Here is a 14,612-nt window from a genome sequence, read left to right on the forward strand (position 1 = left end):
GAAACCCAAACCCAACAAGGGCTTCAACAAAAAGGGCCTGCTGGCATTGAGTCCAGCAGGCCCTTTCTGCATCAGAACTGCATCTTCAGCGACACGAAGACAGTGCGGGGATCTCCCAGCACGGCCATCCGGTCATCCACGTCCTCGGCATAGACCTTGTTTGCCACGTTGTAGAGGTGACCGTTCAGCGTCAGCCGCCGGTTGATCCGGTACTCCAGCCCCAGATCCACCAGCGTGGCTGCCGGCCAGTAGGCCGTGTTCTGGGCGTTGGCGTAGAGGCGGCTCACATGGCGCAGCGTGGCATCCACGCTCAGGTTCGGCGTCAGCGCATAGGTGCTCCACAGATTGGCGATGGTGCTTGGCGTGTTGGTGGGTGCCTTGCCGGCCAGCGAGATATCGCCCTGATAGAAGTTGCGGTACTCGGCGTCGGTATAGGTGGCATTGCCCTGCACGCTCCATTGCCGGGTCAGTTGCAGTCCGGCCTTCAGCTCGACGCCGCGGGCACGCTGCTTGCCGATCAGCAGACGCTGGCGCCGATTCTGCGGGTTGGAGGTGGCGATGTTCTTGCGTTCGATGTCGAAGAGCGCCACCGTTGCATTGCCCCGCCCGTCCAGGAAGCCCAGCTTGCTGCCGATCTCCAGCTGCCGGCCCGTGGTCAGCTTGGTGTTGTCGGAGAGCGTGGAGAAATAGGCGCTGGCCAGGTTGCCCGAGGCCGGATCGGCCGCCGTGGCGTACTGGGCGTAGACCATCACCTGCGGGCTGATGTCCCAGGTGGCGCCGATGCGGCCCGTGGTGGGGTGGTAGGTGCGGCTGATGTCGCGTTCGTCGACCGCGTCCGCATCATCCCAGCTGGTGTAGTGCAGCTTCACGCGTTCGTGGCGCAGCGCAGTGATCAGCTTGATGGTCGGCGTCAGCTCGGTGCGGTTCTCCAGGTACGCAGCCACCGTGTCCACGCGATGCCGGTTCTTCGGGTCGTAGCGGGACGGAATGCCCTCGATGTCGTAGAAGTACTCCGTCACGAAGCGGTCCGGATCGACCATGCTCTTGAAGTCGTCGTTGTACGACGGGTAGGTGGTCTGGCGGTTGAACGACACGTCCAGACCGAAGCTCCAGTCGCTGCGGTGGCTGCCCAGGTCGTGGCGCAGCGTGCCGTCGATGCGATCGCCATACACCCGCTGGTCATGGCGCTGCAGCAGCGGGTTGGTGCGCGTCACCTCGGTTCCGGCCCCGTTCAGCTCGTAGACTTCCACGTTGCGGTAGTCGCGCAGCGCGTCATAGGCATAGAAGGTGTTCTTCAGCGACAGCGCGTCGCTTGCCTTCCACTCGGTCACCGAACGCAGCCACTGCACCCGCTGGGCAAACATGCCGTCGGCGCTGTTGTAGTTCTTGTAGCGCAGCCGCTCCAGCACGTTCAGCTCGCCGGTGGCAGGCTGGTTCAGCGGCGTGCCCCAGTACGGGCGATGGGCCCGCGTGCGCTGGTGTTCATAGGCCAGCGTGTGCGTCAGACCGCCGCCCAGATCCGACAGCAGCGAGGTCAGCACCTGGCTGCTGTGCTCACGGGTGTCGTCGGTCACTTCGCCGCCGCGTTCGTGGTTCACGTCGATGCGCCAGTAGTGATCGCCCTGGCCGTTGCCGTCACCGGCAATCCGCCGGTTGAGGCCGAACGCAACCTGGCGCTTGCTGCGGCTGCCCAGGCCCACCTGCACTTCGCTGCTGTCACGGCGCTGCGCCGTCTTGGTGACGTAGTTGATGGTGCCGCCAACGCCGCCAGCCCCGTACAGGAAGCTCGAGGGGCCGGCGATGTCCTCGACCCGCTCGTAGATCCAGCTGTCCACCGGCTGGGTGGCGATGGTGTACTGCAGGTTGATGCCGTTGTAGGTCTGGTTGACCGATGCGCTGTTGAAGCCCCGTTGCCTGACCTGCGTGTCGCCCGGCGTGGCGCTGGTGCTCACGCCCGGCATGCTGTGCAGGATCTCGTGCGTGTTGCGGGCGCCGCGGGCCTCGATGGTCGCCCGGTCCACGACCGTGACCGAGGCCGGGGTCTCACGCTCGGTCAGGCCCAGGCGGCTGCCGGCCTGGTTGGGAATGTCCATGTCCAGCCGACCATTGGGGCTTTCCTGACGATCCCGTACCGACACGGTCGGCAGCTGCGCATGCCGGCCGGTGCCGGTTGCAGAGGGGGTGTCGGCACGCTGTCTGGCAGCGTCGTTGGCGTCGACCGACTGCGCATGGGCAGTCGGTGCCATCAGCACGCCCAGAGAGCACGAAAGCGCCAGCAGCAGGCTGGGCAGCCGGGGCGATGCCGTGAGGGCCGAATGGGAAGAGGCTGTCTGCGGTCGGCCTGCATGGCCGCCGTGATGCGTCGGTTTCATGGTGAGGGGTTCGTGGAAGGAAAGGGGGCGCGCACGGGATGCTCGGCCGTAGCCACGCACCATCCTGCCCAGGGAAATACGACCCGCTGGTTCGATGGAAAGGGTTCCGGCAGGAATCACTCACTCCGACGGAATGAGGGTCTCCGCGCGCTGCCGACTAGGGCACGTATCTTGAAGAAGGCGAGGGAAGGCCGTCTTGCCTTCGATCAAGAGCCTTGCAGATACTGGGATAATGTATCAGGTCGGCGCATGGCGATCGCACGCGCCGGCTCCCATTCCTTGTCGTTCCTTACCCCTGCTGTCTAAGGCAGCCGCTTCTCGTGCCGCAGCAGGTCCGCCATCGTCTCGCGCTCGCGGATGAGGTGCACATGCTTGCCGTCGATCAGCACCTCGGCCGGCCGTGGGCGGGAGTTGTAGTTGGAAGCCATGGTTGAACCATAGGCACCGGCCGACAGAATGGCCAGCACCGCATCCGGTGGCAGCGCCAGCGGGCGCTTTCGGGCCAGCCAGTCGCCACTCTCGCATACCGGCCCCACCACGTCGGCCGTCACCACGGGTGCATTTCCGGGGTTCACCACCTCGACACGGTGGTACGCCTGGTACAGCGCCGGCCGCATCAGGTCGTTCATGGCGGCATCCACCACCGCAAAATGCTGGCCCTCGTTGTCCTTCAGGTACTCCAGGCAGGTCAGCAGCAGCCCGGCATTGCCCACCAGCGCGCGACCGAACTCGAAGGTCACGCCCGGCAGCCCGTCGGGACGCCACTGCGTCAGGCGGTCGAACAGCGCCTGCATCAGCGCTTCCGGCGTGGGCGGCGTCTCGTTGTCGTAGCGGATGCCCAGACCGCCGCCCAGGTCCAGATGCCCGATGGCGATGCCCTCGGCTTCCAGCTGATCCACCAGGGCCAGCACCCGATCCAGCGCCGCCAGGAAAGGCGAGGCCTCGGTGATCTGAGAACCGATGTGGCAGTCGATGCCGTGGATCTGCAGGTGGGGCAGGGCAGCGGCCTGACGATAGGCAGCCAGCGCCTGGCTGTGCGGGATGCCGAACTTGTTTTCCTTCAGCCCGGTGGAAATGTAGGGGTGGGTGGCGGCGTCCACGTCCGGGTTGATGCGCAGCGACACCGGTGCGCGCTTGCCCATCTCGCCGGCAATCTGGTTGATGCGCTCCAGCTCGGGCAGCGATTCCACATTGAAGCAGGCGATGTCGGCCGCCAGGGCCTGGCGGATCTCGTCGCCCGACTTGCCCACGCCCGAGAACACGACCTTGCGCGGGTCGCCGCCCGCCGCGATGACCCGAGCCAGCTCGCCGCCCGATACCACGTCGAAGCCTGCCCCCAGCTGGGCGAACAGCCCCAGGATGGCCAGGTTGGAACTGGCCTTCACGGCAAAGCAGATGCGGGCGTCACGCCCGGTCAGGGCCTGGGCAAAGCGCTGCCAGGTCGCCTCGATGGCCTGCCGGCTGTAGACGTAGAGGGGCGTGCCATATTCGCCGGCCAGTGCCAGCAGGCTGAGGCCACCCGCCAGCAGCTCGCCCTGGGCATTGCGCGACAGCCAGCCGTCGGGGGTATTGAAGGTCGCGTCGATCGCGCTCATTCGCGGTTTCCTTTCCGGGGGGAGGTGGCGGCATCCGTGCCTTGAGTGGCCTCGGAGTCTTCCTGGCGGGAGGGCATCGTCACGGCCGGGGTGGCCTGCTCGATGACGGGTTCGGGCGGCAGATACAGGGGGCCCTTCTGGCCACAGCCGGCCAGCAGGCAGGCGCCGGCCAGCAGGAGGGCCGGCGGAGTGATTAAAATGGAAGCACGCATGATTCATCCACGCCGGGCCTGACAATGGCGGGCCCGGTCACAACAGGGAACAGAACTCTAGCATGAGCGGAAACAGCTTTTCGCAACGGGTGGACGTCGTCCTGGACGCTCTCACCGAAGGTATCGAGACGGCGGCCGAAGCGGCCGACATGGATCTGGAAGTGACCCGTGCCGGCAATGTCATCACCCTCGAATTCGAGGACCGGTCGCAGATGGTCATCAACAGCCACGAGGCGGCCGGTGAGGTCTGGGTGGCTTCCAAACGGGGCGGGTTCCACTTCCGGCCCGGCGAGCAGGGCTGGATCGACACCCGCAGCGGCCGCGAGCTGCTGGATCTGGTGGCCGACGAGATCGGTTTTCACGCCGGCCAGCCGATCGATCTGTCGGCCATCCGTTTCACGGACTGACCGATCAACGCTCAGAAGATCTGGTCCTTGGTCTGCTGGGCGTCCTTCAGATCCTTCACGTCGGAGGACAGGCCGTCCTCCGCAATGCCCAGCGCGCGCTTCACGCCCGGACTGCTGGGCTGTGCCTCGTCCAGATAGTATTCGCCGTTGACCTGCACCACGCCGTGCGGCACGGGGCGCTCCTTCTGCGGCACCTCCGGCAGCACTTCCTTCAGGTAGTCGATCCAGATGGGCAGCGCCAGACCGCCACCGGTCTCGCGCTCGCCCAGCGAACGCGGCCGGTCGTAGCCCAGCCAGGCCACGCCCGCCACGCCCGTGGCATAGCCGGCAAACCACGCATCGCGTGAATCGTTGGTGGTACCGGTCTTGCCGGCCAGATCCTTGCGCTTCAGTTCCTTCGTCACGCGCGCCGCGGTGCCCGACTGCGCCACCGTCTTCAGCATGCTGTCCATCAGGAAGGCATTGCGCGGGTCAATGATCAGCGCGTTCTCGTCGCCGGACTGCACCGGGTTGGCCTTGGCCACCTCGCGCCCGGTGGTGTCGGTGATGCGATCGATGAGATAGGGCTCCAGCCGGTAGCCGCCGTTGGCGAAGGTGGCCATGCCGGTGGCAATCTGCATGGGCGTCACGCTGCCCGCACCCAGCGCCATGGTCAGGTAGGCCGGGTTGCGCTCGGGGCGGATGCCGAAGCGGCCCAGGTAGTCCTGCGCATAGTCCACACCGATATCCTGCAGGATCCGGATCGAGACCATGTTCTTCGAGCGCGCCAGCGCATTGCGCAGCGTCATCGGGCCGTCATAGCCGCCGCCATAGTTCTTCGGCTCCCAGAGCTGGTTGCCCGTCGTGGCCGGGTCCAGGATGATGGGCGCATCGTTGACCACCGTGCTGGTCATGAAACCCTTTTCCAGCGCAGCGGAATAGATGAACGGCTTGAGCACCGAGCCCGGCTGGCGGATGGACTGCGTGGCGCGGTTGAACTTGCTGCGGCTGAAATCGTAGCCGCCCACCATCGCGCGGATCGCCCCGTCGTGCGTGTCGATGGTGATCATGGCCGCTTCCACCTCGGGGGCCTGGGTGATCTCCCAGCCATGCTGCCCTTCGGTGATGCGCACCACGGCACCCGGGCGCAGCTGGCGGTTCGCGGGCGCCTTCGGGTTCAGCCAGGCGTTCACGAAGGCCAGACCCTGACCGCTGATGTCGAAGCTGACGCCACGCCCGCGCGAGACCGTCACCGCCTGCGGCGTGACCTTGAGCACCACCGCCGACAGCAGCTTGCCCACATCGCCGGCCTGGGCCACGGCTTCCTCGATGCGCTCCTCGCGTTCCAGCTCATCGGCCGTCTTCAGGTCCACCATCGACTCCGGCCCGCGATAGCCCTGCTTGCGGTCATAGGCGAACACGGCGCGCTGAACCGCCGCATTGGCGGCCTGCTGGTCCTTGGCGCGGATCGTGGTGTAGACCTTCAGGCCGCCGGTGTAGGCGTCCTCCTTGAACTGGTCGGCCACCAGCGCCCGCGCCATTTCGGAGGCCCACTGCGCCTGCAGCGGGAAGGTGGGGCGGTCGGTGTGCAGCTTCAGCTCTTCATTCAGCGCCGCCTGGTATTCCGGCTCGGTGATGAAGCCCAGCGTGCGCATCCGGGACAGTACATAGCGCTGGCGCTGCTTGGCCCGCTCGGGGTTGGCAATGGGATTGTCGCGTGCCGGGGCCTTGGGCAGGCCGGCCAGCATGGCCATCTGGCCGATGGTCAGCTCGGACAGCGGCTTGCCGAAATACGTCTGGGCGGCCGTGGCAAAGCCGTACGAGCGCTGGCCCAGGAAGATCTGGTTGGCGTAGATCTCGAAGATCTGCGACTTGGAGAGCTGCTGCTCGATGCGCAGCGTGAGCAGCACCTCGTAGAACTTGCGCACGAAGCTGCGTTCGCGGCTCAGGAACGTGGTGCGGGCCAGCTGCATGGTGATGGTGCTGGCCCCCTGGCCGCGCCCGCCCGTCTTCACGTTGGCCAGGACGGCACGCGCCACCCCGAACAGGTCGATGCCGTGGTGGGTGAAGAAGTCATCGTCCTCGGCGGCCAGGATGGCCTGGCGCATCTTCTCGGGAAAACTGCTGTACGACACGACCGTGCGCTTTTCCGAGCCGTACTCGCCGATCAGCAGCCCGTCGGCCGAGAAGACCTGCATCGGCAGCTTGGGCTTGTAGTCGGTGAGCGAGGTGAGCGGCGGCAGCCGGCTGGAGGCCACCTCGTAGGCCACGATGCCCACCAGCGCCCCCGACACCACCAGCGTGCCACTCAGCGCCACGGTCCAGCCCAGAAAGCGCAGCACCGGGTGACGGCGTGGGGCCTGCGGGCGTCGACGGCCGGGTTGGCGCGCTCCGGCGCCGTTGCCGGAGGTTCTGCTGGAAGGAGATCGGGTCGTGGTGGCGGATGGCTTCATCGAGAGGGAGCGGGGGTCGGTGCCGGAAAGAGGCTGGCGGGCATGCAGGCCGGGCATCCATCGGAGATGCGGTGCGACGAGCGCCCTGTCAAGGCCCTGCCCGGCGGCGGCGAAGAAGATTGCCGGTCAAGCAGCCGGGAGATTCCCAACCCGACACTATAAAGGAAGCCTGCCGGGAGGTCATCCGGCCAGGCGCGCCACCGGTCGGAAGTTGCAACTCGCCACGTCTGGTCAGGGCCATCCTGCACGCCTGGATGGCATCGCCGGAACCGGCACGGACGGAGCGGCGGCAGGCCTGCATGAAGGGCTGTCCCATGGGGGTGTACATGCCGGATTCCGGGATCTGGCAGATGCCTTCAACGACCGAAAGAGTCGTCTGCACATGCCCGCAGCGCGGCAGCTGGGCCTTTCTCCGTGTCATCGATCACACCGCGCGCAGTGTCCCGAATGACCGTTCACCACCCGAATTCGACTGTTCTTCCGGCATGAGCGACTAAAGGGTAACGAGCCTTGACCGGTGGTGTGGCGAGGGGGATGAAAACGACGAAAAAACTCTTAAAGTGAGCCCCTGTCTTTCAGGCGGTACATGGGGAATTGTAAGGGAAGTCGGTCCATCGACCGGTTTCGACGGGACTTTTTTCTAGATCGGGTGGTTTTGTGGGATTTGGCCTTCAAACATTGTTAGCGCGCGGACCAGCCCCGTTGATCGGGGTGGATTTCAGCGCGTCCAGCGTCAAAGTCGTCGAGCTTTCGCCTGGAAAACAGGCGCCGATGCGTCTGGAACGTTATGCCATCGAGCCGATCGAGCGGGGCGCCGTCGTTGACGGCAACGTCGAACGGCATGAAGCGGTGGCCGATGCCCTGTTGCGCGCCCTGCGCAAGACAGGTTCGTCGACCAAGCAGGTTGCGATGGCACTGCCGTCATCCTCGGTCATCACCAAGCGGATCACGCTGCCGGCGGACCTGAAAGAGGACGACTACGAAGTGCAGGTTGAATCCGAGGCCAGCCAGTACATCCCGTTTGCCATCGACGAGGTGAACCTGGATTTCCAGGTGCTGGGTCCTTCGGCCAACTCGGAAGACAGCGTGGACGTGCTGCTGGCAGCCTCGCGCAAGGAAAAGGTCGATGACCGGGTGATGGTGGCCGAACTGGCCGGACTGAAACCCGTGATCATCGATGTCGAACCCTATGCGGCACGCATCTCCATCGACAGCATCATCAGCCAGCTGCCCGCTGGCGGTGAAGGCCTGATCCTGGCCGTGTTCGACATCGGTCAGACCGCCACGCGCCTGTCCGTCGTCTACAACGGCCAGACCATATTCGAGCGTGAGCAGCCGTTCGGCGGCAGCAAGCTCACGCAGGAAATCGTGCGTCTGTACGGGCTGACGGTCGAGGAAGCCGAGCTGAAGAAGCGCACCGGCGACCTGCCCGAAAACTACACGGCCGAACTGCTGCACCCCTTCGTGGAAGAAGGGGCCACCGAACTGGCACGCTCGCTTCAGTTCTTCTTCTCGTCGACGCCGTACGAGCGCGTTGACCGCATCTTCCTGGCTGGCGGTGCTGCCGTCACGCCGGGTCTGGCTGAAGCCGTGCTGCAGAAGACATCGGTCACGACCGAGATTCTCAGCCCGTTCCAGGGCATGGAGATCGGTGATTCGATTTCCGAGAAGCAGATGAATCTGGATGCCCCGGCACTCCTGGTGAGCTGCGGCCTGGCCATGAGGAGGTTTGACCAATGATCCGCATCAACCTGTTGCCGCACCGCGAGCAGAAACGTGAGCGTCGCAAGCGCGACTTCAACGGCCAGCTGGTGATCTCCGCCATCGTCGGGGGCGGCATTGTCTTCCTGGGCGGCATGTTCATCAATCACGAGATCGAGAACCAGAACGCCCGCAACGAACTGATCCGTTCCGAGAACCAGAAGCTCGACACGCAGATTGCCGAGATCAAGGACCTGGAAGGTGCCATCGCTTCGCTGAAGGCACGCCAGAACGCGGTCGAGGACTTGCAGAGCGACCGCACCATTCCGGTGCACCTGTTCGACGAGCTGGTGAAGATGACGCCGGAAGGTGTCTACCTGAACAAGCTGGAACAGCGCGACATGCAGGTCACGCTCTCGGGCATGGCGCAGTCCAACGAACGGGTGGCCGAGTTCCTGCGCAACCTCAGCGAGCGCAGTGCCTGGCTGGAAAAGCCTCAGCTTGAGGAAATCCGCGAGAACGAGATTCGCACCCGTGGCAAGGACGGCGAGATCAAGCGCGCGCATGAATTCCGCCTGAATGTGGTGGTCAAGCGCCAGGCACCGTCTGACGCCGCCAGTAACGCCCAGGTTGCCCTGAACAACGCGGGAGCCAACTGATGAAGAACATCGAACTTGATTTCGGTGGCCTGACCAAGCAGTTCGAGGGTCTCAATGGTCGCCATCCCGGTCTGTGGCCGATCGCGCCCAAGGCACTGCTGCTGACCGGTGTCGTGGCTGCCATCGTGGTGGGCGGCTGGTTTGCCTACTGGAGCGGCCTGAACGAGGAACTGGAGTCCACCGCGGCGCAGGAACAGGTCCTGAAGGACGAATACACGGAGAAAGTGGCCAAGGCGGTGAACCTGGACGACCTGCGCCGGCAGAAGGTGCTGGCCGAGCAGTATGTGGGCGTGCTGGAGAAGCAGCTGCCCAGCCGTGCCGAGATGGATGCGCTGCTTTCCGACATCAACCAGGCGGGCGTGGGCCGCGGCGCACAGCTGCAGCTGTTCCGTCCCGGTTCGGTGGAGCTGAAGAAGCACTACGCCGAGCTGCCCATTGCCGTGAAGGTGGTGGGGGGCTTCCACGATCTGGCCTCGTTCAGCAGTGACCTGGCCAACCTGCCGCGCATCGTGACGCTCAACAACATCACCATCGAACATCGCAACGGTGGAAACCTGGAGATGAGCGCCACGGCCAAAACCTTCCGCTACCTGGACAAGGATGAGCTTGCCAGACAGTCCGCTGGAGGCAAGAAATGAAGACGACCAAAAGACTGATCTCGGTGGGATCCGTCCTGCTGGCCAGCACGATGCTGGGAGCCTGCAGCGCCGATCTGGATGAAGTGCAGGGCTGGATGGACCAGACTCGTGCCAACACGCCGCGCCGCGTGGGCAAGCTGGACGAGCCGAAGAACTTCGTGCCGTTCCGCTATGAAGCCCGGCTGGATTACGACCCGTTCTCCGACAGCAAGCTGGCCGTGGCCATGGCCAACCTGACTGATCGCAGCCGTTCCGGTCTGGCGCCTGACCGCAACCGCCGCCGTGAAGTGCTGGAGAACTTCCCGCTCGACACGGTGCGCCTGGTCGGGCACCTGCAGAACAAGACCAACGGCAACGTGGCGCTGCTGTCGGTCGACAACGTGGTCTATCAGGCACGCGTGGGCAACTACGTGGGTCAGAACTACGGCCGCATCGTGAAGATTACCGAAACCGAGATGGGCATCAAGGAGCTGGTGCGAGATGCGACCGGCGACTGGGTGGAACAGGACACCACCCTTGCCCTGGAAGACGAACCCAAACCATGAACCAACGACCTGGGAACATAACGGCCATGCGCTTTCTCCAAACCTCCATTGCCGCAGCCCTTGTCGGGTTCGGCACCGTCGCTGCCAGCCCGGCGTGGGCCGTCAGCAACTCCATCGAATCGATCATCGGCGCCCAGCAGGGCAGCACCACGCAGGTGCGCATCCGCATGGGCATGCCGCTCACGGAAGTGCCGGCCAGCTTCAGCCTGGCCAATCCGCACCGCCTGGCGCTTGATTTCAAGGACACCGACAACCGCATCGGCCGCAGCCTGGTCGAGCTGACCGGTGGTGACGTCAAGAGCGTCAACGTGGTGCAGGGTGGCGAGCGCGCTCGCGTCGTGCTGAACATGACGCGCCCGATGCGCTTCAAGTCCGAGATCGAGGGCAATGACCTGATCCTGTCGCTGGATCGCCAGGAAAGTGTCGAGGCCACGCCTGCCGCACGTGGCAGCCAGCTGCCCATGGTGGCACAGGCCAGCAAGGCGGATGCCCGTGGTGCGGTTGGCCATGCGCATTCGCTCAAGGATATCGACTTCCGCCGCGGCAAGGATGGTGAAGGCCGCGTGGTCGTCAACCTGTCGGATGATGGTGCAGGCGTCGATGTGCGTCAGCAGGGCAAGAGCCTGATCGTCGAATTCCAGGGTACGCGCCTGCCGGACAACCTGCGCCGTCAGCTGGATGTCGCCGACTTCGGCACGCCCGTCAAGACCATCCGCAGCGTCCAGCAGAATGGCAACGCCCGCCTGATCATCGAGCCGCAGGGTCTGTGGGAGCACAGCGCCTACCAGAGCGACTCGCAGTTCGTGGTGGAAGTGAAGCCCGTCAAGGAAGATCCGAACCGCCTCACGCAGGGCAGCCGCCCCGGCTACCGCGGTGAGCGCCTGTCGCTGAACTTCCAGAACGTCGACGTGCGTGCACTGCTGCAGGTCATTGCCGACTTCACCAACCTGAACATCGTCACCAGCGACACCGTGCAGGGCAAGCTCACGCTGCGCCTGAAGGATGTGCCCTGGGACCAGGCGCTGGACATCATCATGCAGTCGCGTGGTCTGGACATGCGCAAGAACGGCAACGTCGTGATGATCGCGCCGCGTGAAGAGCTGGCCACCAAGGAAAAGCTGGCGCTGGAATCGAAGCAGCAGATCTCCGAGATCGAGCCGCTGCGCACCGAGACCTTCACGCTGAACTACCAGACCGCCGAGAAGCTGCGCGAGATGCTCACCGACGAGAAGCAGTCGGTGCTGTCCAAGCGCGGCAGTGCGCTGGCCGACATCCGCTCGAACAAGCTGTTCGTGATGGACACACCGTCGCGTCTGGATGAAGTCCGCCAGATGATTGCGCAGATCGACATCCCGGTCCGCCAGGTGCTGATCGAGGCCCGCATCGTCGAGGCTGATGATCGCTTCTCGCGCAACCTGGGCACCAAGCTGGGCTACTACGACCGCCGCAGCACGATCTACCGTACCGCGGCCCGTACCAACCCGGTCACGGGCGAGACGGAAGCAGTCAACGTTCCGGTCCATGGTCCGGGCTCCTCGCTGGGCAACCGCATCGGCTACGGCACCATCTCGGGCAACCTGTCCGGTGCGGCCGACCTGTCCTCGCAGCTGGGTGGCGAGAACGGTACCGGTGAAGTCCTGGGTCTGGGCAAGGCCACGGCGCTGGACAACACCAACTTCTTCAGCTTCCCGGCAGGCGGCATCAACGGTACCAACCCGGCTTCGCTGGCCATCAGCCTCTTCGGTTCCAGCCTGTCGCGCTTCATCAACCTGGAGCTGTCGGCCCTGGAAGCCGACCAGCGCGGCAAGGTGGTCTCCAGCCCGCGCGTGCTGACTTCCAGCCAGCGTCCGGCGGTGATCGAGCAGGGTACCGAGCTGCCGTACCAGTCGGCCACCTCCAGCGGCGCCACCTCGGTGTCGTTCCGCAAGGCCAACCTGCGGCTGGAAGTCACCCCGCAGATCACGCCTGAAGGCAACGTCATCCTGGACGTGGACGTCAGCCGTGACGCGGTGGGTCAGCTGACCAACGCCGGCTACGCCATCGACACCCGCCACGTGAAGACCCAGGTGCTGGTGGAAGACGGCGGCACGGTGGTGATCGGCGGCATCTACGAGCAGTTCGAGCGCAACCGGACCGACAAGGTGCCTCTGCTGGGCGACATCCCGGTCCTGGGCTACCTGTTCCGCAGCACCACGCGGACCAACGACCGGACCGAGCTGCTGGTGTTCCTCACCCCGCGCATCGTCACCGATACGCTGGCCCAGCGCTGATCCGGGTCATCCCGAAAACGGCCTGCCGACGGCAGGCCGGCTTTCTGGTAACTTAAGGCGGCATGAAAGCCGCCTTTTCCATTTTCCTCGTGGGCATGATGGGTGCCGGCAAGTCGACCGTCGGGGTGCGGCTTGCCCGGCGGCTCGGTCGTGCCTTCATCGATGCGGACCGTGAGCTGGAGGAGCGGCTGGGGGTCAGCATACCGACCATCTTCGAGCTGGAGGGCGAAGAAGGCTTTCGCCGCCGCGAGACCCAGCTGCTGGACGAACTGAGCGCCCGTGACGGCCTGGTGCTGGCCACCGGTGGTGGCGCCGTCCTCTCGCCCGTCAACCGTGACATGCTGCAGTCGCGCGGCCGGGTCGTCTACCTGCAGGCCTCGGCGGCCGACCTGTGGCAGCGGCTGCGCCGCGACCGCCACCGGCCGCTTCTGCGCACCGCCAACCCGCGCGAACGCATTCACCGCCTCACGGCAGAGCGGGAGCCGCTTTATCTGGAAGTGGCCGATCACATCGTCACCACCAGCCGCCAGCCCATCGAGCAGATCGTCGAGACCATCGTGCAGGTGCTTCAGGCGCAGGAGGATGCGCCGACACACACGCAACCCTGAGGAGCTTCCCATGCCCAGTCCCCAGATCCTGACCGTCGATCTCGGCGAACGCAGCTACGACATCCAGGTGGGCCACGGCCTGCTGGACGAGAATCCAGCCTTCCAGGCACTGGCGCGCGGCCGCTCGGTGGCCGTCATCTCCGACAGCAACGTCGACCCGATCTATGGTGCGAAGGTCGAGGCGCTGCTGGCCCCGGTGGCACACCAGGTGGTGCGCATCGTGGTGCCAGCCGGCGAGGCCAGCAAGTGCTGGCAGCAGCTCGACGCCATCCATGACCGCATGCTGGAAGCCCGGCTGGACCGCAAGAGCCTGATCGTGGCGCTGGGCGGTGGCGTGGTGGGCGACCTGGCCGGCTTTGCCGCCGCCAGCTTCCAGCGCGGCATCGACTTCGTGCAGGTGCCCACCAGCCTGCTGGCGCAGGTCGATTCCTCGGTGGGCGGCAAGACCGGCATCAACCACGCACGCGGCAAGAACATGGTGGGGGCCTTCCATCAGCCCCGGCTGGTCGTGGCTGACACGGGCACGCTGAAGACCCTGCCCTCGCGTGAGCTGGCGGCCGGCCTGGCCGAAGTCATCAAGCACGGTGCCATTGCCAACCGCGCCTACCTGGAACAGGTGGCCGTCGACATGCCGGCACTGCTGGCCTGCCAGCCCGAGGCGCTGGCGCGCGCCATCCTGGCCTCCATGCGCATCAAGGCGGCCGTGGTGGCCGCCGATGAGCGCGAGGCCGGCGTGCGGGCGCACCTCAACTTCGGCCACACCTTCGGTCATGCCATCGAGGTGGGCGCCGGTTACGGCAAGTGGCTGCACGGCGAGGCCGTGGCCGCCGGCATGGTGATGGCGGCCGACCTGTCGGTGCGGCTGGGCCGCATGCCTGCCGAGCAGCTCGACGAACTGCGCCGGATCATCACGTCGGCCAACCTGCCCACCCGGGCACCCGCCTGGCCGGTGGATGACTACCTGCGCAACATGGCCATCGACAAGAAGGCCGAGCACGGCATCCCCGTCTTCGTGGTGCTGAACGGGCTGGGCCATGCGGCCACCACGCGCGCCGATGAGGCGCTGGTTCGGGCGGTCATCGCCGATCATCTGCGATGACTGTGGCCGACGCGCCTGGGGGCGTTCCTCCCTGGGCGGGTTCATCCGGGCGGGTGCCGTGTGGTGAAGCAGGA

12 protein-coding genes are annotated in these 14,612 nt (G+C 65.5%); 8 read left to right on the forward strand and 4 right to left on the reverse strand.

Translation table 11 applies throughout. The features are described from left to right. Window positions 1-71 precede the first annotated feature (71 nt). The 3 genes from EL249_RS03860 to lptM form a co-directional block, all read right to left on the reverse strand. Complete coding sequence (locus tag EL249_RS03860; protein ID WP_005674232.1) at window positions 72-2,372, reverse strand: TonB-dependent receptor; 2,301 nt, start codon at window positions 2,370-2,372, stop codon at window positions 72-74. A 302-nt stretch (window positions 2,373-2,674) separates the two neighbouring features. Next, entirely contained in the window at window positions 2,675-3,967 is a 1,293-nt protein-coding gene (lysA, locus tag EL249_RS03865) for a diaminopimelate decarboxylase (protein ID WP_005674230.1), read from the reverse strand. Then, window positions 3,964-4,179, reverse strand: coding sequence for an LPS translocon maturation chaperone LptM (lptM, locus tag EL249_RS03870; protein ID WP_005674229.1), 216 nt, complete (start codon window positions 4,177-4,179; stop codon window positions 3,964-3,966). Before lptM ends, lysA begins: the two co-directional genes overlap by 4 nt. 62 nt (window positions 4,180-4,241) lie before the next feature. On the opposite strand from lptM, the gene cyaY reads away from it, so the two are divergent. Further along, complete coding sequence (gene cyaY, locus EL249_RS03875; protein ID WP_005674228.1) at window positions 4,242-4,586, forward strand: iron donor protein CyaY; 345 nt, start codon at window positions 4,242-4,244, stop codon at window positions 4,584-4,586. A gap of 11 nt (window positions 4,587-4,597) precedes the next feature. Here cyaY and EL249_RS03880 read toward each other — a convergent pair whose 3' ends face one another. Next, window positions 4,598-7,018 (reverse strand): penicillin-binding protein 1A, encoded by a 2,421-nt coding sequence (locus tag EL249_RS03880; RefSeq protein ID WP_005674227.1) that lies wholly within the window; start codon window positions 7,016-7,018, stop codon window positions 4,598-4,600. A 657-nt stretch (window positions 7,019-7,675) separates the two neighbouring features. On the opposite strand from EL249_RS03880, the gene EL249_RS03885 reads away from it, so the two are divergent. From EL249_RS03885 to aroB, 7 genes are all read left to right on the forward strand, one after another. Continuing rightward, entirely contained in the window at window positions 7,676-8,758 is a 1,083-nt protein-coding gene (locus EL249_RS03885; RefSeq protein WP_050781928.1) for a pilus assembly protein PilM, read from the forward strand. Beyond that, window positions 8,755-9,378, forward strand: a complete 624-nt coding sequence (locus tag EL249_RS03890; protein ID WP_005674225.1) for a PilN domain-containing protein — start codon at window positions 8,755-8,757, stop codon at window positions 9,376-9,378. Before EL249_RS03885 ends, EL249_RS03890 begins: the two co-directional genes overlap by 4 nt. After that, window positions 9,378-10,016 (forward strand): type IV pilus inner membrane component PilO, encoded by a 639-nt coding sequence (locus tag EL249_RS03895; RefSeq protein ID WP_005674224.1) that lies wholly within the window; start codon window positions 9,378-9,380, stop codon window positions 10,014-10,016. The genes EL249_RS03890 and EL249_RS03895 overlap by 1 nt, the downstream gene beginning before the upstream one ends. Next, the gene (locus tag EL249_RS03900; protein WP_005674223.1) at window positions 10,013-10,561 is read left to right on the forward strand and encodes a pilus assembly protein PilP; all 549 of its coding nucleotides are present in this window, start codon (window positions 10,013-10,015) and stop codon (window positions 10,559-10,561) included. Before EL249_RS03895 ends, EL249_RS03900 begins: the two co-directional genes overlap by 4 nt. A 26-nt stretch (window positions 10,562-10,587) precedes the next feature. After that, window positions 10,588-12,831 carry a type IV pilus secretin PilQ gene (locus EL249_RS03905; protein ID WP_005674221.1) on the forward strand — a complete coding sequence of 748 codons (2,244 nt, stop codon included), beginning with the start codon at window positions 10,588-10,590 and terminating at the stop codon, window positions 12,829-12,831. 62 nt (window positions 12,832-12,893) lie between these two features. Next, on the forward strand, window positions 12,894-13,439 hold the full coding sequence (locus EL249_RS03910) for a shikimate kinase (protein WP_005674220.1): 546 nt from the start codon (window positions 12,894-12,896) through the stop codon (window positions 13,437-13,439). A 10-nt stretch (window positions 13,440-13,449) separates the two neighbouring features. Next, window positions 13,450-14,538 carry a 3-dehydroquinate synthase gene (aroB, locus tag EL249_RS03915; protein WP_005674219.1) on the forward strand — a complete coding sequence of 363 codons (1,089 nt, stop codon included), beginning with the start codon at window positions 13,450-13,452 and terminating at the stop codon, window positions 14,536-14,538. The last annotated feature ends 74 nt before the right edge of the window (window positions 14,539-14,612 follow it).

This window comes from Lautropia mirabilis (assembly GCF_900637555.1).
Lineage (GTDB): Bacteria > Pseudomonadota > Gammaproteobacteria > Burkholderiales > Burkholderiaceae_E > Lautropia > Lautropia mirabilis.